This window comes from Arthrobacter sp. AOP36-C1-22, assembly GCF_052377515.1.
GTDB lineage: Bacteria > Actinomycetota > Actinomycetes > Actinomycetales > Micrococcaceae > Arthrobacter_H.
The window spans coordinates 38034-64080 of record NZ_JBQSWW010000005.1; the positions used below are offsets into that span (position 1 = coordinate 38034).

Consider the following 26047-nt stretch of genomic DNA (forward strand, 5'->3'; position numbering starts at 1 on the left):
TATGGCACCGCGTCCACAGGCGGGTCCGGAAACAGGTCACGCGAGCAGTTTGCGCAGGCCCACCGCATAGGCGGTCTTCGCGACCAGCGCGGCAGCCGGTCTGAGCGGGCGGGGAAGCCAGGAAGGTCGCAGGCTTTGGCGCCACACGACCTCCACGTCGGAGCCCTGCTGTTCGACAGTGGCCTCGACCTCACCGGCCACGGGTCCGAATTTCGACACGACCAACCTGCCGCGACGATTCCCCGTGGGTGCCTCGGCGCGGCGCACCAGCATCCGGTCCGACAGGGCGAAAGGGCCCAGCCGGGTCAGCCCGACGAATGCCAGGCCCTCACTCATCCGGGCACCCCGCGGGGTCACGTTAGTGAACGGGATGGCAGCACTGTGGGTGTCCAGATCCGTGAGTCTTGCCCACAGGGTGGCAGCATCACCGGGACGCCGCAGCCGCACTTCAAAGGTACCGGGGGTCTTCGACGCAGCAGGGCTGCCTGGCCCTCCACTGCCGAGTGTTGCGGCAGCCGCCGCCCCGCTGGCCAGCGCACCCTGGATGGAAGCCTCGCTCTGATCACCGGCCAGCACGACGCCGTCCAACGCACTGGTCGGTGGGGCATGCCCCGGGGAAATGACGGGCAGGGCGTCCCTGATGTCATGGCGAACGAGCAGCTGCCAGTCGGGGGTCTGGACACCGAGGATGGCTGCGGCCTGATTCAGCGCCGATTCGTCGTCCAGACCATGTGCTCCCACAGCGGTCGCCTGAACCAGGTGCCGACCCACCGGAGCGTAGGAAGGACAGACATTGGAGACGACCGACGTGTGGGCGAGCCGGACACCGGCGCGCGGATCAAGATGCAGGAACGGCAGTCGGCTGGGCTGGTGTTCGGTCGAAAACCACCACGTCGTCAGGGAGTGCATCGGCGGGGCCGTCTCGCCCAGCAGACGAGCGCTCGCCGTCGGACCGGCAGCGACCACGACCCGGTCGGCGGTGAAGCGTTCTCCCGCACCACAGCTGACGGTCCAGCGACCTGTCTGGCGGGTCAGGCTCTCCGCCACGTGCCCATACCGGATACGCCCCGCCAGTGGCGTGGCCAGCTGATGCGCGATCGCCGCCATTCCCTGCCCCGGCAAGGCGGGGGTTCCCACCGCGAAGTATCCGGCGAGCCGACGGGCGAAGCGGGCGGAAACCTCAAGATCAGGATCCCCGAGGACTCCTGCGAAGAACAGGCCCATGATCCCTCGCAACGGTGTCGAGAATGCCGCTCCGTCCAGGGATTCGTGGAGCGATAGCGAGTCATCGCCGGCCTTTCGTACCCACCGCAGGGCAGCCGGCAGATCCCTGGGCGCCAGCAAACCGCTGGCCAGCCCTCGGAGCCGGGAGGGATGGCGGAGCGGATCAGCGAGGACGCGGAGCCCCTCGTCGCCGCGCACTGCGACTCCGCGTCCCCAGGCCTGCAGACCAAGAGCCTGCAGATCCAACGCGCGACGCGCCTCGGGGTAGCGCGGGTTCAGGAGTTGGAATCCGCGGTCGCACCGGAAACCATCAATGACCTCGGTATCGACCCGTCCACCGACCCGACTGGTGGCCTCCAGCACCGTGACCTCATGTCCTTGGGCGGCTGCCAGTCCGGCGGCGTGCAGGCCCGCCAGGCCCGCGCCAATGACCACTACGTCCACGACTTCCCCGTTTCCTCCGAGCTGTCCGGAGTCAGGACGACACAGTCGCCATCCCTCCAGGCCCACGCCCCATGATGCGCGGGCCGGACGGACCACCCGGTGGTGGAGAGTCTACGGGGGATGTGACCATCCGGTAGTCCGACGGGCCGTGCTCCGCAGCCCTGGTCCCGTGAACTCGCATTAGACTGGACCGATGGGCGAAACGGGGAGTGCGGTGGTTCAATACACCACGGTGGCCGGCGATCACCAGCATGAGCTCGAGGTGAAACGGTCCCGGTTCATCACCTACCTGCGACGCACCACCACCGAAGCCGAAGCCCGGGATTTCATCGCCGAACTGCGCCGCAGGCATTTCGATGCGCGCCACCACTGCTCGGCGTTCCTGCTGGGCCCCGACCGGATGGTACAACGCAGTAGTGACGACGGCGAGCCCTCGGGGACCGCTGGTCTGCCGATGCTCGAGGCCCTGGCCAAACGCGAAATGCCTTCCGGACAATGCGATGTCAGTGACATCACCGCCGTCATCGTCCGGTATTTCGGCGGTGTGCTCCTGGGCGCGGGGGGTCTGGTGCGCGCCTACTCCCAGTCCGTCTCCGGAGCCATGGACAGCGCCGATCTTCTCGTGAGAAAACGCCTGGCAGTATTTGCCATCGACGCGCCCCATGCCGAGGCCGGACGGTGGGACAACGAATTGCGTCAGGACGGCACCACGATTCTAGGTACCGACTACGGACCCTCGTCGGCCACGTTGCGGGTGGCTGTCCCCGACGGACCCACTGCGGCGACGGACTTCGCGGAACGGCTGGCCACCCTGACGGCGGGAGCCGGAACAGCCGTAGCGCAGGGTACCGAATGGACGGATATTGCCGTGGCGGGACAACGATGAACACCCCGATTCCCGAAGGTCTCCGGCGCTGGCCCGATGTGGAGTCCCCCGAACTGCAGGCGTACGACGGCGCCGATCTCCTCCTGCTCGATACCGCGGCCGGGTACGGGCTCGGCACCTCGGAGGGGACGACGACGGTGGTCAACGACCACTATGGGGCCCTGGCCCTGGGCTCCGTGGCCGCCGGGGCCCGCGGGGTGCGGGTCCACCAGGACGCGCTATCGGGTGAACAAGCCATCGAAGCCAATGCCGAGAGGACCGGGGTCGGCTCCCCCGGCCAGGGGGAATCCAGCCTCACTCTGATGCCGTTGGGCGCCGGACTCTTCGCCGGGGCCCGGCTGGTCATCCTGCAACTGCCCCGGTCCTTGGCGGCGCTGGAGGAGATCGCGGCCTGGGCGGCAGCGCACGCGGACCCCGACGTGGCTCTCTTGGCCGGGGGGCGGACCAAACACATGTCCCGGGCGATGAACGACGTCCTCGAACGCCATTTCAGCCACGTCAGCGCCGGCCTGGGGGCCCGGAAATCACGCGTGCTGACCGCCAGGGCGCCCCGCCAGGACGGTGATCGACCCGTGCCACGTTTCCCGCTGGCTTCCGCCCACGACGTCGGGCTTGCCCAGCCGCTTGAACTGCGGGCCTTCGGCGCCACCTTCGGGGGCGCAAAACTTGATCCGGGCACGCGTTTCCTGCTGCCGCATCTGGCCGAAGCCCGGGACGCGGAGGAAGCGGTCGATCTGGGCTGCGGCAACGGCACCATTGCCGCCTACCTGGCCCTCACCCGCCCGGGACAAAGAGTGCTCGCCTGCGACCAGTCGGCCGCCGCAGTCGCCTCCACCCACGCCACCGCCGAAGCCAACGATGTGGCCCATCAGATCCTGGCGGTCAGAGATGATGCCCTGTCGGGTCTGGCCGATGGCTCGCGGGAGCTGGTCGTACTGAATCCGCCCTTCCATGTCGGCAACGCCATCCATGCGGGCATCGCCCTGAAGCTGATCGCCGCTGCCGGCCGCGTCCTGGCCCCCGGCGGGGAATTATGGTGCGTCTGGAACACCCCGTTGGGCTATCGTCAGCACCTGGCCAGGCTGGTGGGCCCCACCCGTCAGGTGGCCCGCAACCCGAAGTTCACGGTCACCGTCTCCAACCGGAGCTAGGCTGCCGCCTATTAAAAAAGGCGGGGCCCGCACACCATGGTGTGCGGGCCCCGCCCTGGCTGGTTCAGCCCGGTGGCTGAAGCCTAGGCTCCGGTGAGCTTCTCGCGCAGTGCGGCGAGGGCCTCGTCGGAAGCCAGCGTGCCGGCGTCCTCCGCCGGGGCCTCCGAGGAGTAGCTGGTGGAAGCGGACTCGCCCGCTCCACCGCCGCCGGCCTCGGGTGCCGTGGTGTCCTGGACCAGGTGTGCGGCCACCTGCTCCTTGTGGGCTTCCCAACGGGCCTGGGCGTCGGCGTACTGCTGCTCCCAGACGGCGCGCTGCGTCTCGTAGCCTTCGAGCCACTCGTTGGTCTCCGAGTCGAAGCCCTCCGGGTACTTGTAGTTGCCCTCTTCGTCGTACTCGGCGGCCATGCCGTACAGCGCCGGGTCGAACTCGGTGCCTTCGGGGTCGACCCCTTCGTTGGCCTGCTTCAGCGACAGCGAGATACGGCGGCGTTCCAGGTCGATGTCGATGACCTTTACGAAGAGCTCGTCACCCACGGAGACGACCTGCTCGGCCAGCTCGACGTGGCGCACGGCCAGCTCCGAGATGTGCACGAGGCCCTCGATGCCGTCTTCGACGCGAACGAATGCACCGAAGGGAACCAGCTTGGTGACCTTGCCGGGGACGACCTGGCCCAAGGCGTGGGTGCGGGCGAAGGTCTGCCACGGATCTTCCTGGGTCGCCTTCAGCGACAGGGAGACGCGCTCGCGGTCCAGATCGACCTCGAGGACCTCGACGGTGACTTCCTGGCCCACCTCGACAACCTCGTTCGGGTGGTCGATGTGCTTCCAGGACAGCTCGGAGACGTGCACCAGGCCGTCGACGCCACCCAGGTCCACGAAGGCACCGAAGTTGACGATGGAGGACACGACGCCCGGACGGACCTGGCCCTTTTCGAGCTTGTTGAGGAACGTGGAGCGGACCTCGGACTGGGTCTGTTCGAGCCAGGCACGGCGGGACAGGACCACGTTGTTGCGGTTCTTGTCCAGCTCGATGATCTTGGCTTCGATCTCCTGGCCGATGTACGGAGCCAGATCGCGCACACGGCGCATTTCGACCAGCGATGCCGGCAGGAAGCCGCGCAGGCCGATGTCCAGGATGAGCCCACCCTTGACCACCTCGATGACGGTGCCGGTGACGACGCCGTCCTCTTCCTTGATCTTTTCGATGTCGCCCCAAGCACGCTCGTACTGTGCGCGCTTCTTGGAGAGGATCAGGCGGCCTTCCTTGTCCTCCTTGGTGAGGACGAGGGCCTCGACGTTGTCGCCGACGGCGACGACGTCGCCCGGATCAACATCGTGCTTGATGGAAAGCTCGCGGGACGGAATGACACCCTCGGTCTTGTAACCGATGTCGAGCAGGACTTCGTCGCGGTCGACCTTGACGACGGTGCCTTCGACGAGGTCGCCATCGTTGAAGTACTTGATGGTGGCGTCGACAGCTGCGAGGAAGTCTTCAGCGGTACCGATGTCGTTGATCGCGACCTGCGGGGTACCGGTCTTCTCGTTGGAGGTGATGGTCATGTAGTAGGGGCTCCGATGTGGATAGAAACGTCAGTCGGAAGGCCGGAAGTCCCGGCATATTCCGAAGATGGAACTGAAATTGTTGCGAGACAGGGCATGAAACACCCCGGCAGTCGCCTTATTAGTTTAGTCCCCGGCCCACGAGCGGTCAAAACGTCGGGCGCGTCGCCATGGCGCCGATCGCACCGTGGCTTCGCGGCCGGATCCAGGCCCGGAAACCGGGTCTAGAAACCGTTGATCGCGTAGGGGGCCCGCCCCAGGTCCAGCAACCGGGCTGCGCGATCCACCGCGTCCTCGTTCCTGGCCAGCACCCGCCCGGCAGCTGCCAATGTCCGGACGCCGGTTCCGCCCAGGTACAGCGAGCCCAGCAAGCCGATATCCAGTTCCAGATCCGACGGCTCATCGGGGTCGGTTTCGACCCGGACGGATCCGATTCCCCCCTCCACGACCAGCTGGTAGCTTCCCGTCGTATATCCCTGCGGGTCGGTGATCCGCAGCCGCAGGGCCCCGTCCGCCGCATATTCCCGGGCGGCCAGTGCCGCGGGGACATCCAGGATGCGCAGCCACAACAGGTCCTCGGTCTCCGTGACGGCGACCTTGCGCGGATCGTCCAGGGACCACGGCAACGGGTCATCCGGGGCTGCAGAGTCATAGACGACCCGCTCGATGAGGTCATGGGCCCCAAGGTAGCGCCAGAGTTCACGCCGGGCGGCCGCGGTCGTCGCCACCAGATCGCGGACCTCCATGGTCAGCGGCGTGGTCTCCCAACCGGCGAAGGCATACGTCAGGAAACCCCGGGCGACCCCCTCGGCATCCAGATACACCGCCGCCCGCAGGGCAGGATCATCCTTGGCCTCCTCGGGGGCCAGCCGGGCGGTGGCGCGCAGGGTGTAGGCCTCCTGGCGTCCGATCGACCCGCGGTGTGTGGCGTGGAACTCCTCGAACAGGGAGGGGGCCAGCTCGAGCAGGGAGGAAGGATCCACGGTGAGGACCGTGCCTTCGGGCGGAGCCACCACGTTCAACCCGCCCTTCACGTCGACCTTGACCGTGTCCAGGGTGGTGGCCGGCCCGAAACCGAACCGGCCGTAAATGGTGCCCTCCGTCGCGGTCAGTGCCGCCATGGGCAGACCCGCAGCACGGGCGCGGTCCAGCGAATCGGTCATCATCGTCCGCAGGATGCCCCTGCGGCGATGGCTGGGCCGGACGGTGACCACGGTGATGAGGTGGCTGTCGATCATCCGCCCCGCGCCGGTGTTCAGCGTCTTGGTGAATTCGGCGAAGGTGGCCACCGGGATGGCCGGGTCCAGCGACGGCGCCGGGGCATCGTCGTCGTACACCCCCAACAGCCGACGCCCATCGACCCGGTAGGTGGCGGCGATGCGTGCCGCCTCGGCGGTGGTGTAGGGCTGGGCGTGGAAGCCGGTACGGACCGCGCGGAACCAGTTGGCGGTACGCGTGTCAGGGGCCGGCTCGACTTCGCCGGCGGCGGGGAGGATCCCCGCGTCGAAGATCTCATGGCGCAAGCCGTTGGTATGGGGGGTCGAATCATTCATCAGTGTGCTGCCTCCTGCCAGCTGTGCCCGGTGCCGATCTGGACATCGAGTGGGACCGAGAGCTCGGCCGCGGAGCCCATGTGGTCCTGGACCAGGGCGGTGACTGCCTCGAGTTCGCCGGGGGCGATTTCCAGGACGAGTTCGTCATGGACCTGCAGGAGCATGCGTGAACCCAGCTTCTGTTCGCGCAGCCCGCCGTCGACCCCGAGCATGGCGCGTTTGATGATATCCGCCGCCGACCCCTGGATGGGCGCGTTCAACGCAGCGCGTTCGGCCATGTCCCGCAGCTGGCGGTTGTCGCTGGCCAGATCCGGCAGGTAGCGGCGGCGTCCCTCGATGGTGGAGGTGTAGCCGTCCCGGCGGGCCTGGTCGACGACCGAGCGCAGGTAGTCGCGGACGGATCCGAAGCGGGTGAAGTAGTCCTTCATCAGCCCACGGGCCTCGTCCACGGGGACGTTGAGCTGTTTGGACAGGCCGAAGGAGCTGAGCCCGTAGGCCAGACCATAGGACATGGCCTTGACCTTGGCGCGCATTTCCCCGCTGACCTCCGCCGGTTCGACACCGAAGACATGTGAACCGACGAACCGGTGCAGGTCCTCCCCGTCCTTGAACGCCTGGATCAGTGCCTCGTCTCCGGAGAGGTGGGCCATGATGCGCATTTCGATCTGTGAATAGTCGGCGGTCAGCAGGGTCTCGTACCCGTCGCCGACCACGAAGACCTCACGGATGCGCCGTCCGGCCTCGCTGCGTACCGGGATGTTCTGCAGGTTCGGGTTCAGCGAAGACAGCCGCCCGGTGGCCGCAACGGTTTGGGCGTACGTCGTGTGGATCCGTCCGTCCTCGGCGAGGGACTTCTTCAGCCCCTCGACCGTCTGCCGCAGTTTGGTGGCATCGCGGTAGGCCATCAGCGAGGCCAGGAACGGGTGCCGGGTCTTGGCCAGCAGGTCGGCCAGTGAATCGGCGTCGGTGGTGTATCCGGTTTTGATCTTCTTGGTCTTGGGCAGTTCGAGTTCCTCGAACAGCACGACCTGCAGCTGTTTGGGCGACGAGAGGTTCACTTCATGACCGATCGCCGCATAGGCCTCGGCCGTTGCCGCATCGATGGTGGTGGTGAAATCGGCCAGCAGGTCATCGAGCTGTCGGGCGTCGATGGCGATTCCGGTGCGTTCCATCTCGGCCAGCACCACCGACAACGGCAATTCCATCTCCGCCAGCAATCCGGTCGCTCCACGTTCGAGGACCTGCCCGGCCAGGTACAGGCTCAGTTCCCGCACTATGTAGGCGGCCCGCACGGCCGCAGCGGCCTGGCCCGACCCCTCGAGTTCCAGTGCCAGCTGTCCTTCCTGCGCCTGTTCCTCGGCCTTGAGGGTCAGTCGCAGATGGTGCTGGGCGATATCTGCCAGTTCGTGGCTGCGCCGATCCGGCTGGATGAGATAGGCGGAGATCATCGTGTCGTCCACGACCCCGCGCAGTTCGATCCCGCGATCGGCCAGCAGTTTGTAGCCGGTCTTGAAGTCATGCAGGGCCAGTGGGTAGTGACCGCTGGCCAGGATGGTGCCCAGGGCCCCGTCGGCTGCCTCGTCGAGTTCCTCCAACCCGATGTAGGCGGTCGCCGCGTCGGCGGCCAGCGCGATACCCACCGCATCGTCCCCGCCGCCGGCGGAGCGCACCGTATCCAGCTGCAGGGCGATCAGGTGTCCCCCGTGGGCGCGGAACCACCCGGTCAATGCCTCGGCGTCGTCCAGCTCGGTCGGGGCCGGGACCTGCATCTCCGGCTCCGGTTCGGACTCGTCGGCTCCGAAGAGGTCGAACAGGCGCTTGCGCAGCGTGTTGAACTGCAGTGCGTCGAAGAGTTCCTCGATGGCGTCCTGGTTCGGGTGTTCCAGTTCCAGGGCCCCGAGCTCGACCGGCAGATCCAGGTCGGTGAGCAACCGGTTCAACCGCCGGTTGCGGCGGACGTCGTCCAGATGCGCCCGGAGGGATTCGCCGACCTTGCCCTTGATGGAATCGACCTGGTCCAAGATGGCTTCGAGTCCGCCGTATAGGTTGATCCACTTCGCGGCGGTCTTGGGTCCGACCCCGGGTACCCCGGGCAGGTTGTCCGCGGATTCCCCGACCAGTGCCGCCAGGTCCGGGTATTGCCCCGGCTGGACGAAGTACTTCGCTTCCACGGCCGCGGCGTCCATCGGCGGGATGTCGGAGATGCCCTTCTTCGGGTACAGGACAGTGGTCTTTTCGGTGATGAGCTGGAAGGCGTCCCGGTCCCCCGAGACCACCAGCACGTCCCAGCCTTCATCTTCGCCGACCCGGGCGAGGGTGGCGATGATGTCGTCGGCCTCGAAGCCGTCCATGGTGATCGAGGGGATGTTCATCGCCTCCATGACCTTCTGGATCAGATCGATCTGGCCGTGGAACTCCTCCGGGGTCTTGCTCCGGCCTGCCTTGTACTCGCTGTACTCCTCGGAACGGAAGGTGGGGGTGTCAAGATCGAAGGCCACCGCCACGTGGGTGGGTTTGCGCTGTTCGATCATTTTGATGAGCATCGAGACAAAACCGTAGACCGCGTTGGTGTGCTGTCCGGTGTCGGTGGCGAAGTTTTCCGCGGGCAGCGCGTAGAAGGCACGAAAGGCCATCGAGTGGCCGTCGATGACGAGCAGACGGGAAAGGTCATTGGCAGCGGTTTTGGTTGATTGACTCACAGGTGCCAGCCTAGTTCCCATGACGGACAAAGACACACGCGGCCCGGCCGCCAACGCAGGGCATGACGCCGGATCGAACCCCTTCGAGGAGCAGCTCGCACGGCATCAGGTGCCGGAACGGATGTGGCCGATGCTCAGCGGGCACGGGGTCGGGCCCCTGGTGGAGAAGCTGGGCATCATGTTCGAGGGCATCACCGCCGAACGGGTGGTGGCCACGATGCCGGTGGAGGGGAACCAGCAGGTGGCCGGGATCCTGCACGGCGGGGCGAGCGTCGCGCTCGCCGAAACGCTGGGTTCCTTCGCCGCCGCCGTCCATGCTGGCCCCACGGGCCGCCCGGTGGGGGTGGACATCAATGCCACCCACCACCGCGCCGGGATCTCGGGGTTGGTCACCGGGGTGTGCACCCCCATCCATCTGGGGCGCAGCACCACGACCCACGAAATCATCATTTCCGATGAGGAAGGCCGACGGGTCTGCACCGCCCGGATCACGAACATGATCCTGGGCCCCTCGTGACCGATGGCCGGGACGCACCGGCCGCCACCACATCCGACGCCCCGAGCCGGGTCCTCATCCCCGCAGCATCCGTCGGGTGGTTACCGAAGAACCGGTCTGCAACGGCAACACGGAGACCTGGAAGCAGTTGTTCTCGAACGACTCGATCCTGCTGTGGCACGGGCGTTCCTTCGCGCCCAAGCGCGCGCACGTCAAGGCGTTCCTCGCCGCCGACGGCCCGATGAAGACAGTGCGTTTCGGGAGTCGACGCCGCACCCGCCGCTGGCTGCGACTGGTGGCAGAAAACGGCCGCATCCCCACGGGTCCTCCGGGGGATGCGGCCAACTGAGGCTGGTGGGTCCTAGGTGGTCTTGCGCTTCTTCTTCCGCGCCGAATCGAGGATGAGGGCCAGCCCGATGCCGAGCATCCAGAAGTCCTTGGCGATGACCGTGCCCTCCTGGGTGGGGCGCAGCCCGTCATCGCGGGTCATCCCCGGGGTCTTGAAGTACATCGTCGCCATGGAGGCCGAGAAGGCAGTCAGTCCGAGGCCGGCCAGGCGGCTCGGTACGAACGGCAGCAGCAGGGAGGACCCCAGGACGATCTCCGTCGTGCTGAGCACCTTGCCGAATTGCTCCGGGTCGAGGTCGGCCAGCTGGGGAAAGGCGGAGGCACCCATCTTCTGCAGTCCGGCCGCCGCTTCGGGCTCCAACTGCAACTTGCCCACCCCTGAGTTGAGAATGAAGGCGCCGGTGGTCAGACGCAATGGCAGGTGGCTGAGTTTCATGGGTCGTGTCCTTTCGCTGCATACGGAGGTAGTGATCGAGCCTAGGACCGCTGGCGCCGTCGCGCCAATCGGTGGTTAGGAGCCGGTGTGGGGCACGGAGGGAGGCTTGCCGACGTCGTACCGGGTTTCACGCACTCCCCTGCCGAATTCACGACTGCCGGTGGGACTCAGTCCCATCGGGGCGCGCAGGCTCGCCAAAGGCCGTCCGCCGCCCAGCAGGAGGGGAATGGTGAACAGGATCAGCTCGTCGAGATGACCGGAGTCCACCAGTTGTCCGGCCAGCCCGCCGCCCCCGAGTACCCAGACGTCCTGGTCTCCGGCGTCCGCGGCGATATCGCCGGCCCATTCCCCGACGTCACCGCGGATGAAGGTCAGATCGGCGCCGGGCACGGCCGCCAGTTCCCGGTGGGTGAAGACCCAGCACGGGGTGTTCTCATACGGCCACCGGGCTCCGGTGTCGTCCATATGGGTGCTCAGCCAACGGTAGGTGTCGGCCCCCATGACCACGGCGCCGATCTCTTCGAGGAAGGCAGCTGCCGGATCGCGGAACCCCACATGGTAGTCGTCGTAGGTGGTCAGCCATTCCAGCGAGTCGTGCTCGTCGGCGATGTATCCGTCGACGCTGGCGGCTACGAAATAGCGGAAGCGGGTCATGGCCCCATGGTGCCATACCGGTTCCGTCGCCCCGCCGGGCGTGCGTCAGTGACCGCCCGAGCCCCCGAGCTGCGGCACGATCAGGTAGATGCCCAGCAGCACCAGGCAGCCGCACAGCACGAAGCAGACGACGGCCCCGGACTTCGCCAGACCGGCACCCCGGACTTCGTCTTCGGCGATCGCCTTGAGCCGGACGGCAAAGGAGTAGAGCGCCACGAGCGAGAGGGAGCCGATCAGGGTCACGAGCGTGACGGTCAGGAAGGAGAGCCATTCGATGTTCATCGCTTTTCCTCCGTTCCGCGTGCTTCGCGCTTCGGCGCCGAAGCTTCCTGTGCCCGGGACTTCGATCCCGACGCCGTGGGGACCTTCGTCTTGCCGTTGGCTTCCTTCTTCTTGTTCTTCTGAGCCTTCTTGAGTTCGCGGGCCATGCGCTCGGCCTCGGCCCGCTCGGCTTCACGTTGGCGTTTACGCATCTTGCGACGCTGCTTCTTCGTGGGGATGCTGATGGCACCACCTGCTTCATCGACATCGGAAACCCCGTTATGCGGGCCGATGATGTCCTTGCGGGAGAGCCACCAGATCAACAGGACGACGCCGAAACCGATGACGGCCACCAGAACCAAACCGACGTTCCCAAAGTAGGTCAGGGTAGCGGCCAAGGCGCCGACGACGGCAGCTGCCGGCAGCGTGAAGAGCCACCCGGTGGCGATCTTCCCGGCGGTACGCCACTGGACGGAGGCCCCCTTGCGTCCCAGACCCGAACCGATCACGGAACCGGAGGCCACCTGGGTGGTCGACAGGGCGAAGCCCAGGTGCGAGGAGGCTAGGATGGCCGCGGCGGTCGAGGCCTCGGCGGAGAAGCCCTGGGCCGGCTTGACCTCGGTGAGGCCGGTGCCCATGGTGGCGATAATGCGCCAGCCGCCCACGTAGGTGCCCAGAGCGATGGCCAAGGCGCAGGCGGCGATGACCCAGAAGTGGACGTGGCTTCCCGATTCCTGCAGCCCCGAGGCGACCAGGGCCAGGGTGATGACGCCCATCGTCTTCTGTGCATCGTTGGTGCCGTGGGCCAGGGCCACCAACGAGGAGGAGAAGACCTGACCGACACGGAAACCTCCGCGCTTGGGCGAGGAGAGGCCCGAAGGGCGCTTGGTCACCCAATAGGCCAATTTGGTACATAGGTAGGCAGCCAGGCCGGCGATCAACGGAGCCAGCAAGGCCGGAAGCAGCACCTTGGAGATCACGGTTCCGTAGTTGACGACGGAGAAACCGGCACCGGCGATCGCGGCACCGATGAGTCCGCCGAAGAGGGCGTGGGATGAGCTGGAGGGCAGACCGAGCAACCAGGTCAGCATGTTCCAGACGACGGCGCCCATGAGGCCGGCAAAGATGATTTCGGGTCCGATGGAGAACCCGTTGTCCCCTTCGTTGATCAGTCCGCCTGAAATCGTGGTGGCGACCTCGGTGGAGAGGAAGGCACCCACCAGGTTCAGGACCGCGGCGAGGGCTACTGCCGTCTTGGGCTTGATGGCGCCGGTGGCGATCGGGGTTGCCATGGCGTTGGCCGTGTCGTGGAACCCGTTCGTGAAATCAAAGAACAGAGCCAGGGCAATCACCAGGACAACGATGAGTGTGAGATCCATCTAGGAACCAATCTTGAGATGGCAAAAGAGCGCGGTCGTACCGCAGGGAGTAGTTCGACCCGGAAGTCATACCATGGTCACACATTCGTCACCCGCGGCGCACATTCATCTTAGGGCCGGCGGGGCGCCAGTCAACTCCGCGGTCCGTACGGCGGGGCGTCGCGTGCAAGTTCCGCCTGCGGGTCGTAGTCTCCTGTCATGGCTAGATTCTTCGACGTCCACCCTCAGGATCCGCAACCCCGTGCCCTCGGACAGGTCGTTGACCTGCTGCAGGACGGTGCGCTGATCGCCTACCCCACCGATTCCTGCTACGCGTTCGGCGCCCAATTGGGCAACCGGAAGGCCTTGGATCGGATCCGCACCATCCGACAGCTTGATGACAAACACCACTTCACCCTGATGTGTAGCAACTTCGCCCAGATGGGACGTTTCGTGGAGATGGGCAACGCGGTCTTCCGAAGTCTGAAGGCGGCCACGCCGGGGAGCTACACCTTCATCCTCAAGGCCACCTCCGAGGTCCCCAAGCGCCTGCTGCACCCGAAGAAGAAAACCGTCGGGGTCCGCATACCGGACCACCGGGTGGTTCAGGCCCTGCTGGCGGAGCTGGGCGAGCCCCTGCTGTCCACCACGTTGCTGTTGCCCGACGAGGAGAAACCCCTCACCCAGGGCTGGGAGATCAAGGAACGCCTGGACCACCAGGTCGACGCCGTCATCGACTCCGGTGAATGCGGCACAGAACCGACGACCGTGGTGGATTTCTCCAGCGGGGTGCCCGAGATCGTCCGGGTCGGCATGGGAGACCCCTCGCCCTTCGAATAGCTGGTCGGGCCCCGAACCAGTCGCGGGGCCCCACCGCCGGTCCTCATCTGAAGGCCGGGATGCCGGTGATGTGGTTGCCCAGGATCAAGGTGTGGACCTCGTCGGTCCCCTCGTAGGTGCGCACCGATTCGAGGTTGTTCGCATGGCGCATCGGCGCATGGTCCAAGGTGATCCCGTTACCGCCCAGGACCGTCCGCGCCTCCCGACAGATCCAGATCGCCTCCCGGCAGTTGTTCAGCTTTCCGACCGAGATCTGCACCGGCTCCAGGGTTCCTGCATCCTTGAGCCGTCCGGTATGGATGGCCAGCAGCGTGCCCTTCTGGATCTCCAGAAGCATATCCACCAGCTTGACCTGGGTGATCTGGTACCCGGCCAGCGGCTGATCGAACTGCATCCGCTCCTTGGAATACTCCAGGGCGGATTCGTAGGAATCCCTGGCAGCTCCCATCGCGCCCCAGATGATCCCGTAGCGGGCCTCGTTCAGGCAGGAGAACGGGCCGCGCAGCCCCTTCGCACCGGGGAGCAACGCCGAATCCGGCAACCGCACGTCCTCGAAGGTCAGATCGCATTGGATGGAGGCGCGCATCGACAGCTTCGGTTCGATCACGGTGGCCGTGAAGCCTGCGACGTCGGTGGGCACCAGGAAACCGCGGACCCCCTCGTCGGTCATGGCCCAGATCACGGCGATCTGGGCGATGGTAGCCAACCCGATCCACCGTTTGGCGCCGTTGAGGACCCATCCATCGCCGTCGTGCACCGCGGTGGTGGCCATCGCCGACGGGTCCGATCCGGCGGTGGGCTCGGTGAGTCCGAAACAGCCGATGACCTCTCCGGCGGCCATCGACGGCAGATACTTGTTCTTCTGCTCCTCGGTACCGAACCGGTGGATCGCCGACATGGCCAAGGACCCCTGGACCGAGACGAAGGTCCGCAGACCCGAATCACCGGCCTCCAGTTCCATCGCCGCGATCCCGTATTCGACGGCACTGCGGCCCGGACAGCCATACCCCTCCAAGTGCATGCCCAGCAAGCCCAGGCTGCCGAGTTCACGGGCCAGTTCCACGGGGAAACGGGCCTCCTCGTACCAGGTGGCGATGTTCGGTCGGATCCGTGAGTCCACGAAGGCGCGGACCGTGGAGCGCAGTTCGAGCTCGGGGGCGCTCAACAGACCATCGAGGTCCAGGACATCGGAAGCGGTGGCGGGCGTAATCCGTGCTGACATCATTCTCCTTTGAACGTTTACAGGGCGATCATACGGTGCCGGGCACGGAGTCCGGGGTCCCACCGGGGGGACGGTGCCTGCCGATCAGGATTTGACGCCCACATAGAGTTCCGGGGCGTTTTCGCCGGGTTCGCCGAACTCGTCGACGATGCGATTGGCCAGTGGTTGCAGCAGCTGCCGCCCGAGCTGGCGGACGATCGTGGTGACCGTCTGCTCGGTGACACTGCGATCAGTCGACACCACTCCGGCGTCCCGCAGGACGCGGGTCTGCTCGGCCGTCAACGCGGCCAGCCGGCTCAGGATGTCGCCGGGGCGTCCCGGTCCGTGCAGGAGGGACCGCCGCAGATAGTCGACGATCGTCGGATTGGCGTGCAGCATCCCGGCCACGGCCTCGTCCCGCAAGCCGAGGACCCGGCGAGGGCCCCCCTCGTTCGGCAAGGCTGCGAGGGTATCGGCGAAGAGCTCGACGACGAGGGTGTCCACGGCCTCCCGCAACCCGTCCTTGGTCCCATAGTGATGGGTGACCAGCCCAACGGTCACCCCGGCTGCCGTGGCGATCGCCCGCATGGAAGTGCCGTCCTCCCCCTGCTGCGCAAACAGGGTGAGCGCCGCATTGCGGATCCGGGCCTTGGAGGTCAGGTCGTTGGAGGACCATGCCGTCGACAGGCCTGCCGGGTTTGATGCCTTCGTTCTATCCACAGGGCTATGCTAGACCACAAACCATTGAACGATCGAACTGCATGCTGCACAACTGTACAAAGAGTAATTCAGGTCACAGTCATTAGGAGAGTTCATGTCCCACCCGCTGTCAGGCATTGTCGTGGTCTCGGTTGCCATCAACCTCCCGGGGCCGTTGGCCGCATCCCGGCTGACCGAGCTCGGAGCAACCGTCATCAAGGTCGAACCACCGCAGGGCGACCCGCTCCGGAGCGTCGCCCCCCACTGGTATGAGGAACTCGTCACGGGGCAGGACGTCGTCCCCCTGGACTTGAAGGACCCGGCCAGCAGGTCGGAGTTCGAAGAACTTCTCACCGATGCCGACGTCCTGCTGACGTCGATGCGCCCCTCGGCCCTCGCCCGGCTTGATCTCGGCGAGATACTGAAGACCCGCGGCATCGCCCTGGTGGAAATCGTCGGGCACGACGGCGCCCGGGCCGAGCAGCCAGGTCACGACCTCACCTACCAGGCCGAGCATGGAACACTGCTTCCCCCGGCCCTGCCGCTGGTACCGGTCGCCGACATCCTGGGTTCCGAACGCGCAGTGGTCGCCACCCTTTCGGCGTTGCGTCAGCGCGACCAGGGCCTTCAGGGCGTCCACGAGAAGGTGGTCCTCGAAGAGGCGGCGCACGCCGCAGCCGCCGGCACCCGGCACGGACTCACCTCTCCCGGTGCCGTCCTCGGCGGTGCGATACCTGCGTATGGAGTGTACGCAACAGCCGACGGATTCGTTGCCGTCGCGGCGATCGAACCACACTTCGCCGAACGACTCACCCGCCTCGTCGGTGGCACCCGCGAAGAACTGACTCGTTCCTTTGCCACCCGCCCCACAGCCTATTGGACGGCGTGGGGCCAAGAGCAGGACCTCCCCCTCGTCGCCGTCGCATCCCCCGGGGCGCTCCCGACTACGGAGCCGGTTTCCGCCGCTGCCGCCCCCCGGGAGCCTCCAGGCCCCCTCCGACCAGCGTCGGCCAGCATGCCCCGCCACAGGACTCCAGGAACAAGACCATGATCCTGGACGACTGACGCTCCCCTGGCTCGCCGAGGTACCCGCCGTCCGGTTCAGAACTGCAGGGCGTCAGCACCCAGCCCAAACGCCGGGGGCGGAGAAAGACGTCTCGACGGTTCCGCGATGTTCAAACACCACCACCAGCCATGGCGATCGGGTGATCATGGTGGCGCGCCCACACGAGCAGAAGGGCGGCAAAGTCTTGGTCCAACTCATGCAGCAGCTCCCCCCGGGGCACTTGTCCATCACCGATACCGCGCCGGCCGTATGCGGTCAGTGAGACGCGGGACCGCTGCCCACTCCCATGACCGCGAGGCATCCGCCCAGAACCTGCCGGCCTTCCAGCACCTCGCTGGGTTCGTGCATGCCGCGTGCGTCGCCGGCCCTGTGCTGCTGCACCGACCGGCAGACAAGGTCACGCAGCGGTGTCTGAAGATCGCCACTTCCAGCGCCCCGGAGACCCGGAAAGGCCAGGGGCTCCGCCCACGAAAAAGACCCCGATCCCCGGTCATCCGGGGGTCGGGGCCGATCGGTGCCCGAGGTGGGACTCGAACCCACACATCTCTCGATATCGCATTTTGAGTGCGACGCGTCTGCCATTCCGCCACTCGGGCCCAACTCGCCCCGCGGACTTGTCAAACCGCCCGAATCAAACGGGCAGAACATCACAGTCACGCGGTGCGCTAAACAACTCTACATGCCGATAGGCTTGTTACTGAATCCGAGAACCCACCGCCCCGATTTCCCGGGGCAGCCAGGAGAATCACCATGACAGAAGACACAGCCGAGGCAACTCCCTCGCCGGCCCGCCGGGTAGTTGTCGCCGAGGACGAGACCCTCATCCGGCTGGATATCGTCGAGATCCTCACGGGTGAGGGGTTCGAGGTCGTCGCCGAAGCAGATAACGGTGAGAAGGCGGTGGACCTGGTCCGTGAGCACCGCCCCGATCTTGTCCTGATGGACGTGAAGATGCCCGTGATGGACGGGATCTCTGCCGCGGAGATCATCGTCAAGGAGCGGATCGCCCCCGTCGTCCTGCTCACCGCCTTCAGCCAGAAGGAACTCGTCGAGCGGGCCCGCGAAGCCGGTGCCATGGCCTACGTCGTGAAGCCGTTCAGCCCGAACGACTTGATCCCGGCCATTGAAATCGCCCTGTCCCGCCACGAGGAGGTCATCGCCCTCGAACGCGAGGTCGATGACCTGCAGGAGCAGTTCGCCACCCGCAAGCTGGTCGAGCGCGCCAAATCCGTCTTGACTACCAAAATGGGGTTGACCGAACCCGAGGCCTTCCGGTGGATCCAGAAGACGTCGATGGACCGGCGACTGAGCATGCGCGAGGTCGCCGAGACCATCATCGCCCAGGTGAAGTAGCCGACCGGCAGCTTCTTCCTGAAAAGGTGCAAGTTGCCTGGCACCACCGTCGGACTTCAGTTGTCTGTTGCCCTTTGGGCCTAGTCGCCGTCGGGCCTCGGCGGGTTGGCCGGCTGGTCTTCGGCCGCCTGGGCCTTGGTCCGCCAGGGGCCGACCTTCTCCCGGAAAGGTGCCTGGTTCTTGCTGCCTTCCAGCAGCTGGCCGGCGTCGGCGATGTCCCCGACCCGGTGGATCCGCAGCGAATTCGTGGAACCGGCCTGCCCGGGAGGTGAACCGGCGGCGATCACGACCATGTCGTTGACCTCGGCCAGCCCCTCGGCCTGCAGCGATTGGTCGACCTGGGCCGTCATCTTATCGGTGTGGTCGGCGTAGTCGACGAGGCGGGGCTGCACGCCCCAGACCAACGTCAGGATGTTGTAGGTGTGCTTCAACGGAGTGAAGCCGAGCACCGGCTCCGAGGGGCGCAGCCGCGACAGGCGACGTGCCGAATCACCGGACTGGGTGAAGGCGACGATGAACTTGGCGTCCAGCTGGTCGGCGATCTCCACGGCGGCGCGGGTGATGGCTCCGCCGCGGGTGCGCGGCAGCGTGCCGAGCGCGGGGATGCGCTCCAATCCGTGGTCCTCGGTCGCGGAGATGATCCGTGCCATCGTCTCGATGGTCTCGATCGGGTACTGGCCCACCGAGGTCTCCCCCGAGAGCATGACCGCGTCGGCACCGTCGAGAACGGCGTTGGCGCAGTCCGACGCCTCGGCGCGGGTCGGCGTGGGTGACTCGATCATCGATTCGAGCACCTGGGTCGCGACGATGACCGGCTTGGCCCAGCGCCGCGCCAGTTCCACGGCACGTTTCTGGACCAGCGGAACCTGTTCCAGCGGCAGTTCCACCCCGAGGTCGCCACGGGCCACCATGATCGAGTCGAAGGCGTCGATGATCTCCTCGAGGTGATCAACGGCCTGCGGCTTTTCGATCTTGGCGATCACCGGAAGTCGGCGGCCTTCCTCGTCCATGATCTCGTGGACCCGTTCGATGTCCGAGGCGTTGCGGACAAAGGACAGGGCGATCATGTCCACCCCGGCGCGCAGGGCCCAGCGCAGGTCGTCTTCGTCCTTCTCGCTCAGTGCCGGGACGTTGACCGCGACGCCGGGGAGGTTGATGCCCTTGTTGTTTGACACCTCTCCACCGACGATGACCTCTGTGACGACCTTGCGGTCATCGACTTCGACCGCACGCAGGCCGACCTTGCCGTCGTTGATGAGCAGGCGATCTCCCACCTCAACGTCCTGGGGCAGGCCCTTGAACGTCGTGGAGCAGATGTCCTTGGTGCCCTCGATGTCGTCGATGGTGACGGTGAACCGGTCACCGACCTCCAACAGGTGCGGGCCGTCGGAAAACCGTCCGAGCCGGATCTTCGGGCCCTGGAGATCGGCGAACACGCCGACCGGGCGCCCGAGCTTCTCCGACGCCTGACGGACGTTGGCCAGGTTCTCGGCGTGGGTTGAATACTCGCCGTGGCTCATGTTCAGCCGGGCCACGTCCACACCGGCCTGGAGCGCCTGGAGCGTCTTCTCGAAGGTTCCTATGGCCGGCCCGAAAGTGGCCACAATCTTTGCGCGTCTCATACCGAAAGCCTATCCGCCTTAAAGTCGTCCGAAAACGGGGAAGCGGACGAATCCGCGACCCTCACATCATGTCGATGGGTCGATCGCTCGGTGCCACGGGGGCGGGCAACCGCGTCTCACCCATCAGGTACTTGTCCACTGCGGCGGCACAAGAGCGCCCTTCCGCAATGGCCCACACGATCAGCGACTGTCCGCGTCCGGCGTCACCGGCAGCAAACACGCCTGGCGTGTTGGTCATGTAGTAACCGTCTCGGGCGACATTGCCCCGGTCATCAAAATCGATCCCGGCCTGCTCATTCAGACCGGCGGGTTCCGGCCCGGTGAAGCCCAAGGCCAGAATCACGAGGTCGGCGGGAATCACATGTTGTGTTCCGGCCTTTGGCCGTCGGGCGCCGTCGACGTATTCCGTTTCCGAAACCATGACGCCGGTCACACGACCGTCCTCTCCTACGAACTCTACCGTAGATGCCAGATAGGTCCGGTCACCGCCTTCCTCATGTGACGAAGCCACTTCGAAAAGAGTCGGACTCATCGGCCAGGGCTGGTGGGGCGAGCGTTCCCGCGGAGGCTGACGGCCGATGGCCAACGAGGTGACCGAGACGGCCCCCTGGCGATGCGTGGTGCCGATACAGTCGGATCCAGTATCCCCACCCCCGAGGATTACCACGCGCAGCCCTTCGGCGCTCATCGGCCGTGGCTCAGGGTTCCCGGCCACCCAACGGTTGGAGGGAACCAAGTAGTCCATCGCGAATTCGACCCCGTCCAATTCCCGACCAGGCAGGGGCAGATCTCGCGGTACGGTGGCCCCAGTGGCGACCACGACGGCGTCGTATCGTCGACGTAATTCGTCCCACGTAATGTCACGTCCCACCTCGATATTGCACCGAAAGCGGGTGCCCTCGGCCCGCATCTGTTCAACGCGTCGTTCCAGCACCCGTTTTTCCATCTTGAAGTCCGGGATCCCGTACCGCAGCAAACCACCGATGTCGTCGTCACGTTCATAGACCGCCACCGTATGCCCGGCACGGGTCAACTGTTGCGCCACAGCCAGACCGGTGGGCCCGGAGCCGACCACGGCAATCGTCTGGTCGGTATGGCGTTCGGCCATGACCGGGACGATGGACCCATCCTCGAAGGCCTGCTCGGCGATCGATACCTCGATCTCTTTGATGGTCACCGCCGGTTGGTTGATACCCAAAACGCAGGAACTCTCGCACGGTGCCGGGCAGAGCCGCCCGGTGAACTCCGGGAAGTTGTTCGTCTCATGAAGCCGCTCGCTTGCTTCGGCACGACGTCCCTGCCAGGTCAAGTCATTCCATTCCGGGATCAGGTTGCCCAGCGGGCAACCCTGATGGCAAAACGGAATACCGCAATCCATGCAGCGCGAGGCTTGTTCACGCAGCACACCCTCCTCCTGGCGTTCGTGGACCTCCCGATAATCCATGATGCGCACCCGCACGGGGCGGCTCGGCGCGGGAACCCGTTCGGTGACGGTCAGGAATCCGCGGGGATCAGCCATGATTAGCCTCCAAAATTCGGGTCCAGACAGTGACTCCGTCGGGGTCGAGTCCTTCACGTTCGGCCTGGCGCAGGGTGGCCATGACCGCCGCGTAGTTCCGGGGAACGACGGCGGTGATACGTGCCGCGGTGGCCGGGAAGTCGAAGAGCAGCCCTGCGGCGAGCGTGGAGCCGGTTTCCTCGGCATGACGGGTCAATAACGCCTTCACGAGATCGCGTTCCGCGGTTTCCAGCGGACGCAACACCAAGTCCCCCGTCTCGATCGCCTGCCGGTTGAAGGCTCCGCGGTCGGCATCGAGGAGATAGGCGATGCCGCCCGACATGCCAGCCCCGAAATTCCTTCCGGTCCGGCCCAGGACCAGGGCGGTGCCACCGGTCATGTATTCGCAGCCGTGGTCCCCGATGCCTTCGGCCACCGCCGTGGCACCGGAGTTGCGGACCAGGAAGCGTTCGCCGACCAGCCCGCGCAGGAACATCTCACCACTGGTGGCCCCGTAGCCCACGACATTTCCGGCAATGACATTCCGTTCGGCCACCAGGGTGCTGCCGCGACCGGGACGGAGAATGATCCGTCCGCCGGAAAGTCCCTTGCCGACATAGTCGTTGGCGTCACCCAACAGCCGCAGGGTGATGCCCGCCGGGAGGAAGGCGCCCAGCGACTGTCCGGCAGGCCCCGTCAGGGTCACGTCGATGGTGTCGGTGGCCAGTTCTTCGATGCCGAACCGCCGGGTCACCTCGTGGCCAAGCAGGGTGCCCACCGAACGATCGGTGTTCGCCACGTCCAGCGCAATGCGCACCGGCTCCCGGGTCTCGAACGCCTCCGCGCTCAGTTCGATGAGCTGGTTGTCGAAATGTCGCTCGAGCTGGTGGTCCTGGCCGATGAGGTTGCGCACCGGCGAGTCCCCGCCGACCGCATCATCCAGCACGGGACGCAGGTCCAGGCCCTCGGTCTTCCAATGCCGAACCGCCTCGCTGGTGTCCAGCAATCCGGCCTGCCCGATGGCCTCCTCCAGGCTGCGCAATCCGAGTTCGGCCAGCAGTTCGCGGACCTCCTGGGCCAAAAATTCGAAGAAGTTCACCACGAATTCGGGTTTTCCGGTGAAACGCGACCGCAGCAACGGGTTCTGGGTCGCCACCCCCACGGGGCAGGTATCCAGATGGCAGACCCGCATCATCACACAACCCGAGACCACGAGGGGGGCCGTCGCGAAGCCGAACTCCTCGGCCCCCAGCAGGGCGGCGATGACGACGTCCCGACCTGTTTTGAGCTGACCGTCCACCTGCACCACCACGCGCTCACGCAGCCCGTTCAGTCGCAGCGTCTGTTGCGCCTCGGCCAGGCCGAGCTCCCACGGGGCGCCAGCATGTTTCAGGGAGTTCAGCGGCGAGGCCCCCGTTCCGCCGTCGTGCCCTGAAATGAGGACGACGTCGGCGCGTGCCTTGGTCACCCCGGCGGCCACGGTGCCAATACCAATGCCCGAGACCAGTTTGACGTGGATCCTGGCCCGCGGATTGGCCCGTTTGGCGTCGTGAATCAGCTGCGCGAGGTCTTCGATGGAGTAGATGTCGTGGTGTGGTGGAGGGGATATCAGGCCCACCCCCGGAGTGGAATGCCGGGTCCGGGCAATCCACGGGTACACTTTCTGGCTCATCAGCTGTCCGCCCTCACCGGGTTTCGCGCCCTGGGCCATCTTGATCTGGATATCCTCCGCCTGCGTCAGGTACAGGCTGGTTACCCCGAAACGACCCGAAGCGATCTGCTTCACCGCCGAACGCCGTTCGGGATCCAGCAGCCGGTCGATATCTTCGCCCCCCTCACCGGTGTTGGATTTGCCGCCGAGCCGGTTCATCGCGATCGCCAGCGTCTCATGGGCTTCCTGTGAGATGGAGCCGTAGCTCATCGCCCCGGTAGCGAAACGCTTGACGATCTCCGACACGGGTTCCACGTCGTCGATCGGGACAGGTCGCCGGTCCCCGGTTTTGAACCGCAGCAGGCCGCGCAGGGTCATCAGCTCCCGCGACTGGTCGTCTATGCCCCGGGTATAGGCCTTGAAGATGTCGTAACGGCGCTCCCGGGTGGAATGTTGCAGCCGGAACACTGTTTCGGGATTGAACAGGTGGGGCGGACCGCCGCGACGGTATTGGTATTCGCCGCCGGTCTGCAATCGCTTATGGGGTTCCTCGACGCCGTCGGGCGGGTAGGCGAAGGCATGCCGGGACGCCGTTTCGGCGGCGATGACGTCCAGGCCGACACCGCCCAACGGGGAATGCGTGCCAGTGAAGTACTGGTCAATGAACTGGGCGGAGAGCCCGAGCGCATCGAAGGTCTGGGCGCCGCAGTAAGAGGCCACCGTCGAGATGCCCATCTTGGACATGATCTTCAGCACCCCCTTGCCCAGCGCCTTGATCAGGTGGTGGTGGGCGGTCGCAACCGTCACGTCGCCCAGATGGCCGGCGTCGGACATCTCCTCCACGGTCTCCAAGGCCAGATACGGGTTGATGGCCGAGGCCCCGAAACCGATCAGCACGGCCACATGATGGACCTCGCGGACGTCGCCGGCCTCGATCACCAGTGATGTCTTGGTGCGGTTCGCGCTGCGCAGCAGGTGGTGGTGCACCGCCGAGGTCAGCAGCAGGGAGGGGATCGGAGCCCACTGGGAGTTGGAGTCCCGGTCCGAGAGCACCACGTACTTCACCCCGCGGTTGAGTCCTGCGGACACTTGCTCGCAAATCTCCTGCAACCGGTTTTTCAGTTCGCCCGCTCCCCCGCCGACCCGGTACAGGCCGCGCACCTTCAACGAGGACTTCACCCCGGTTTCATCGCGGATATTGGCGATCTTGGCCAGCTCGTCGTTGGTGATGACCGGGAAATCCAAGGACACGTGGCGGGTTCCCACCTGCGCCGGATCCAGCAAGTTGCCGTCGGGGCCGATCGAGGTGGTCATGCTGGTCACCACTTCTTCCCGGATCGAATCCAACGGCGGGTTGGTGACCTGGGCGAAGGACTGCACAAAATAGTCGAACAGCAGCCTCGGGCGCTCGGAGAGGACGGCGATCGGGGTATCGCTGCCCATCGCGCCCAGCGGTTCGGCGCCGTTGCGGGCCATCGGCGCCAGGAGGATGCGTTTTTCCTCTTCGGTGTAGCCGAAGGTGCGCTGACGCAATTGGACCGAGGCAGGGTTATGCGAAACGTGTTCGCGGTCGGGCAGCTCATCCAGGGACATCAGGTTCTCCCCCACCCATTCACGCCACGGCTGGGCGGCGGCGACGTCCGCCTTGATTTCCTCGTCTTCGATGATCCGCCCGGCCTCGGTGTCGATCAGGAACATCCTGCCCGGGGCGACGCGCCCCTTGCGCACGATCCGATCCTCGGGAAAGTCCAGCACGCCGACCTCGGAGGCCAACACGACCAAGCCCTCGTCGCTGACCCAGTAGCGGGCCGGGCGCAGGCCATTGCGGTCCAGCACGGCGCCGACCAGACTTCCATCGGTGAAGGCGACCGCCGCCGGTCCGTCCCACGGTTCCATGAGCATGGAGTGATACTGGTAGAAAGCCCGCAGGTCCGCGCCCATCTCGGTGTGGTTTTCCCACGCTTCAGGAATCATCATCATGATGGCTTGGGTGACGGGCCGACCCGAGAGCATCAGCAGTTCGGCCACCTCGTCGAAAGAGGCCGAATCGGAGGCCCCCGGCGTGCAGATCGGGAACAGGTCATCCGGGTCCTCCCCCAACAGGGGCGAGGCGAGCTGGGACTGGCGGGCCCGCATCCAGTTGCGGTTCCCGCGCACCGTGTTGATCTCGCCATTATGGGCGATGGCGCGGAACGGCTGGGCTAGCGGCCAGGACGGGAACGTGTTGGTGGAGAACCGCGAATGGACGATGGCCAGCACGCTGGTAAAGCGCGGGTCCGACAGATCCGGGTAGAACGGTTCGAGTTGTGCGGTGGTCAGCATCCCCTTGTAGACCAGGGTGCGCGAGGAAAGCGAGGGGAAGTAGACTCCATATTTGTTTTGCGCACGTTTGCGCAGACGGAAGGTGCGGCCATCCAGCCGCAGCGGATCGCAGGCCTCGCCCGGGTCGGCTTCGACGATGAAGAGCTGGACCATTCGGGGCATGCACGAGCGGGCCAGGGCCCCGATCAAGGACGTCACTGTCGGAACCGTGCGCCAGCCCAGGACCTGCAGGTCCTCTCCGACCGCCAGTTCCTCGATCCCGGCCCGGGCCGCGGCTTCGCCGGCGTCGTCATCGGGGAGGAAGGCCATTCCGGCGGCGTAGCGGCCGGGGGCGGGCAGCTCGAAGTCGACGACTTCCCGGAAGAATTCATCGGGCAGCTGGGTGAGAATTCCGGCTCCGTCTCCAGATCCCTCGTCGGCGCCGACGGCGCCGCGGTGTTCGAGGTTACGCAGGGCTCGAAGTGCGTTGTCCACGATCTGATGTGTGGGTTTTCCGTGCAGATTGGCGACCATCGCCAGGCCGCAGGCGTCTTTTTCCTGGTCGGGCTGGTACAGGCCCTGGGCCCGGGGTAGAACCGAGAAGCGGGTGAAGGGCGAGGACGCGTCCTCGCCCCGGCCTCGGGGGGGCATTTTGCTGGTCTCCGGTCGGGTTCATGGGGTTCCTCTCGTGCCGACTCGGCGGGACCCGCCATCAACACGACAGGCCTTACCGCAGGTACAGGT

Annotated in this window: 20 protein-coding genes and 1 tRNA gene; 7 read left to right on the forward strand and 14 right to left on the reverse strand. The window is 66.0% G+C overall.

From position 1 onward, the window contains the following. Positions 1-36: 36 nt before the first annotated feature. The gene (locus ACT3S6_RS04425; protein WP_444553952.1) at positions 37-1668 is read right to left on the reverse strand and encodes an FAD-dependent oxidoreductase; all 1632 of its coding nucleotides are present in this window, start codon (positions 1666-1668) and stop codon (positions 37-39) included. A gap of 193 nt (positions 1669-1861) precedes the next feature. On the opposite strand from ACT3S6_RS04425, the gene ACT3S6_RS04430 reads away from it, so the two are divergent. Next, a complete protein-coding gene (locus tag ACT3S6_RS04430; RefSeq protein ID WP_444553953.1) occupies positions 1862-2554 on the forward strand; it encodes an IMPACT family protein in 693 nt (230 codons plus the stop codon). After that, positions 2551-3705 carry a class I SAM-dependent methyltransferase gene (locus ACT3S6_RS04435; RefSeq protein WP_444553954.1) on the forward strand — a complete coding sequence of 385 codons (1155 nt, stop codon included), beginning with the start codon at positions 2551-2553 and terminating at the stop codon, positions 3703-3705. The genes ACT3S6_RS04430 and ACT3S6_RS04435 overlap by 4 nt, the downstream gene beginning before the upstream one ends. 83 nt (positions 3706-3788) lie before the next feature. Here ACT3S6_RS04435 and rpsA read toward each other — a convergent pair whose 3' ends face one another. The 3 genes from rpsA to polA all read right to left on the reverse strand — a co-directional run bounded on the left by rpsA (position 3789) and on the right by polA (position 9453). Continuing rightward, positions 3789-5267, reverse strand: a complete 1479-nt coding sequence (rpsA, locus tag ACT3S6_RS04440; protein ID WP_444553955.1) for a 30S ribosomal protein S1 — start codon at positions 5265-5267, stop codon at positions 3789-3791. Positions 5268-5491: 224 nt separating this feature from the next. Then, positions 5492-6820, reverse strand: a complete 1329-nt coding sequence (locus ACT3S6_RS04445; RefSeq protein ID WP_444553956.1) for a GNAT family N-acetyltransferase — start codon at positions 6818-6820, stop codon at positions 5492-5494. Next, a complete protein-coding gene (gene polA, locus ACT3S6_RS04450) occupies positions 6820-9453 on the reverse strand; it encodes a DNA polymerase I (protein WP_444554050.1) in 2634 nt (877 codons plus the stop codon). The genes ACT3S6_RS04445 and polA overlap by 1 nt, the downstream gene beginning before the upstream one ends. Before the next feature lie 85 nt (positions 9454-9538). Between polA and ACT3S6_RS04455 the strand changes: the two genes are divergently transcribed. Together ACT3S6_RS04455 and ACT3S6_RS04460 are read left to right on the forward strand one after the other, a co-directional pair. Further along, positions 9539-10036, forward strand: coding sequence for a hotdog fold thioesterase (locus ACT3S6_RS04455; RefSeq protein ID WP_444553957.1), 498 nt, complete (start codon positions 9539-9541; stop codon positions 10034-10036). A gap of 76 nt (positions 10037-10112) precedes the next feature. Continuing rightward, on the forward strand, positions 10113-10364 hold the full coding sequence (locus ACT3S6_RS04460; protein WP_444553958.1) for a hypothetical protein: 252 nt from the start codon (positions 10113-10115) through the stop codon (positions 10362-10364). Between the two features lie 12 nt (positions 10365-10376). On the opposite strand, the gene ACT3S6_RS04465 is transcribed toward ACT3S6_RS04460, so the two are convergent. The 4 genes from ACT3S6_RS04465 to ACT3S6_RS04480 all read right to left on the reverse strand — a co-directional run bounded on the left by ACT3S6_RS04465 (position 10377) and on the right by ACT3S6_RS04480 (position 13093). Then, positions 10377-10799, reverse strand: coding sequence for a hypothetical protein (locus ACT3S6_RS04465; protein ID WP_444553959.1), 423 nt, complete (start codon positions 10797-10799; stop codon positions 10377-10379). Between the two features lie 75 nt (positions 10800-10874). Further along, a complete protein-coding gene (locus tag ACT3S6_RS04470; RefSeq protein WP_444553960.1) occupies positions 10875-11453 on the reverse strand; it encodes a dihydrofolate reductase family protein in 579 nt (192 codons plus the stop codon). A 45-nt stretch (positions 11454-11498) separates the two neighbouring features. Then, positions 11499-11735 carry a hypothetical protein gene (locus tag ACT3S6_RS04475; RefSeq protein WP_444553961.1) on the reverse strand — a complete coding sequence of 79 codons (237 nt, stop codon included), beginning with the start codon at positions 11733-11735 and terminating at the stop codon, positions 11499-11501. Then, on the reverse strand, positions 11732-13093 hold the full coding sequence (locus tag ACT3S6_RS04480) for an anion permease (RefSeq protein WP_444553962.1): 1362 nt from the start codon (positions 13091-13093) through the stop codon (positions 11732-11734). The genes ACT3S6_RS04475 and ACT3S6_RS04480 overlap by 4 nt, the downstream gene beginning before the upstream one ends. 198 nt (positions 13094-13291) lie before the next feature. Here ACT3S6_RS04480 and ACT3S6_RS04485 point away from each other — a divergent pair, with 198 nt between their 5' ends. Further along, the gene (locus tag ACT3S6_RS04485; RefSeq protein ID WP_444553963.1) at positions 13292-13912 is read left to right on the forward strand and encodes an L-threonylcarbamoyladenylate synthase; all 621 of its coding nucleotides are present in this window, start codon (positions 13292-13294) and stop codon (positions 13910-13912) included. A gap of 43 nt (positions 13913-13955) precedes the next feature. Here ACT3S6_RS04485 and ACT3S6_RS04490 read toward each other — a convergent pair whose 3' ends face one another. Together ACT3S6_RS04490 and ACT3S6_RS04495 are read right to left on the reverse strand one after the other, a co-directional pair. Beyond that, positions 13956-15134: an acyl-CoA dehydrogenase family protein gene (locus ACT3S6_RS04490; RefSeq protein WP_444553964.1), complete on the reverse strand. Its 1179-nt coding sequence runs from the start codon at positions 15132-15134 to the stop codon at positions 13956-13958. Between the two features lie 84 nt (positions 15135-15218). Further along, positions 15219-15833 carry a TetR/AcrR family transcriptional regulator gene (locus tag ACT3S6_RS04495; RefSeq protein WP_444553965.1) on the reverse strand — a complete coding sequence of 205 codons (615 nt, stop codon included), beginning with the start codon at positions 15831-15833 and terminating at the stop codon, positions 15219-15221. 94 nt (positions 15834-15927) lie between these two features. On the opposite strand from ACT3S6_RS04495, the gene ACT3S6_RS04500 reads away from it, so the two are divergent. Continuing rightward, a complete protein-coding gene (locus tag ACT3S6_RS04500; RefSeq protein WP_444553966.1) occupies positions 15928-16863 on the forward strand; it encodes a CoA transferase in 936 nt (311 codons plus the stop codon). A gap of 530 nt (positions 16864-17393) precedes the next feature. Here the strand turns inward: ACT3S6_RS04500 and ACT3S6_RS04505 are convergent. Next, a tRNA-Leu gene (locus ACT3S6_RS04505) sits at positions 17394-17474 on the reverse strand. Between the two features lie 154 nt (positions 17475-17628). On the opposite strand from ACT3S6_RS04505, the gene ACT3S6_RS04510 reads away from it, so the two are divergent. After that, positions 17629-18231, forward strand: a complete 603-nt coding sequence (locus ACT3S6_RS04510) for an ANTAR domain-containing response regulator (RefSeq protein ID WP_444553967.1) — start codon at positions 17629-17631, stop codon at positions 18229-18231. A gap of 80 nt (positions 18232-18311) precedes the next feature. On the opposite strand, the gene pyk is transcribed toward ACT3S6_RS04510, so the two are convergent. The 3 genes from pyk to gltB all read right to left on the reverse strand — a co-directional run bounded on the left by pyk (position 18312) and on the right by gltB (position 25954). Further along, a complete protein-coding gene (gene pyk / locus ACT3S6_RS04515) occupies positions 18312-19853 on the reverse strand; it encodes a pyruvate kinase (protein ID WP_444553968.1) in 1542 nt (513 codons plus the stop codon). Positions 19854-19914: 61 nt separating this feature from the next. Beyond that, positions 19915-21372: a glutamate synthase subunit beta gene (locus ACT3S6_RS04520; RefSeq protein WP_444553969.1), complete on the reverse strand. Its 1458-nt coding sequence runs from the start codon at positions 21370-21372 to the stop codon at positions 19915-19917. Then, positions 21365-25954 carry a glutamate synthase large subunit gene (gltB, locus tag ACT3S6_RS04525; RefSeq protein WP_444553970.1) on the reverse strand — a complete coding sequence of 1530 codons (4590 nt, stop codon included), beginning with the start codon at positions 25952-25954 and terminating at the stop codon, positions 21365-21367. The genes ACT3S6_RS04520 and gltB overlap by 8 nt, the downstream gene beginning before the upstream one ends. Positions 25955-26047 lie beyond the last annotated feature (93 nt).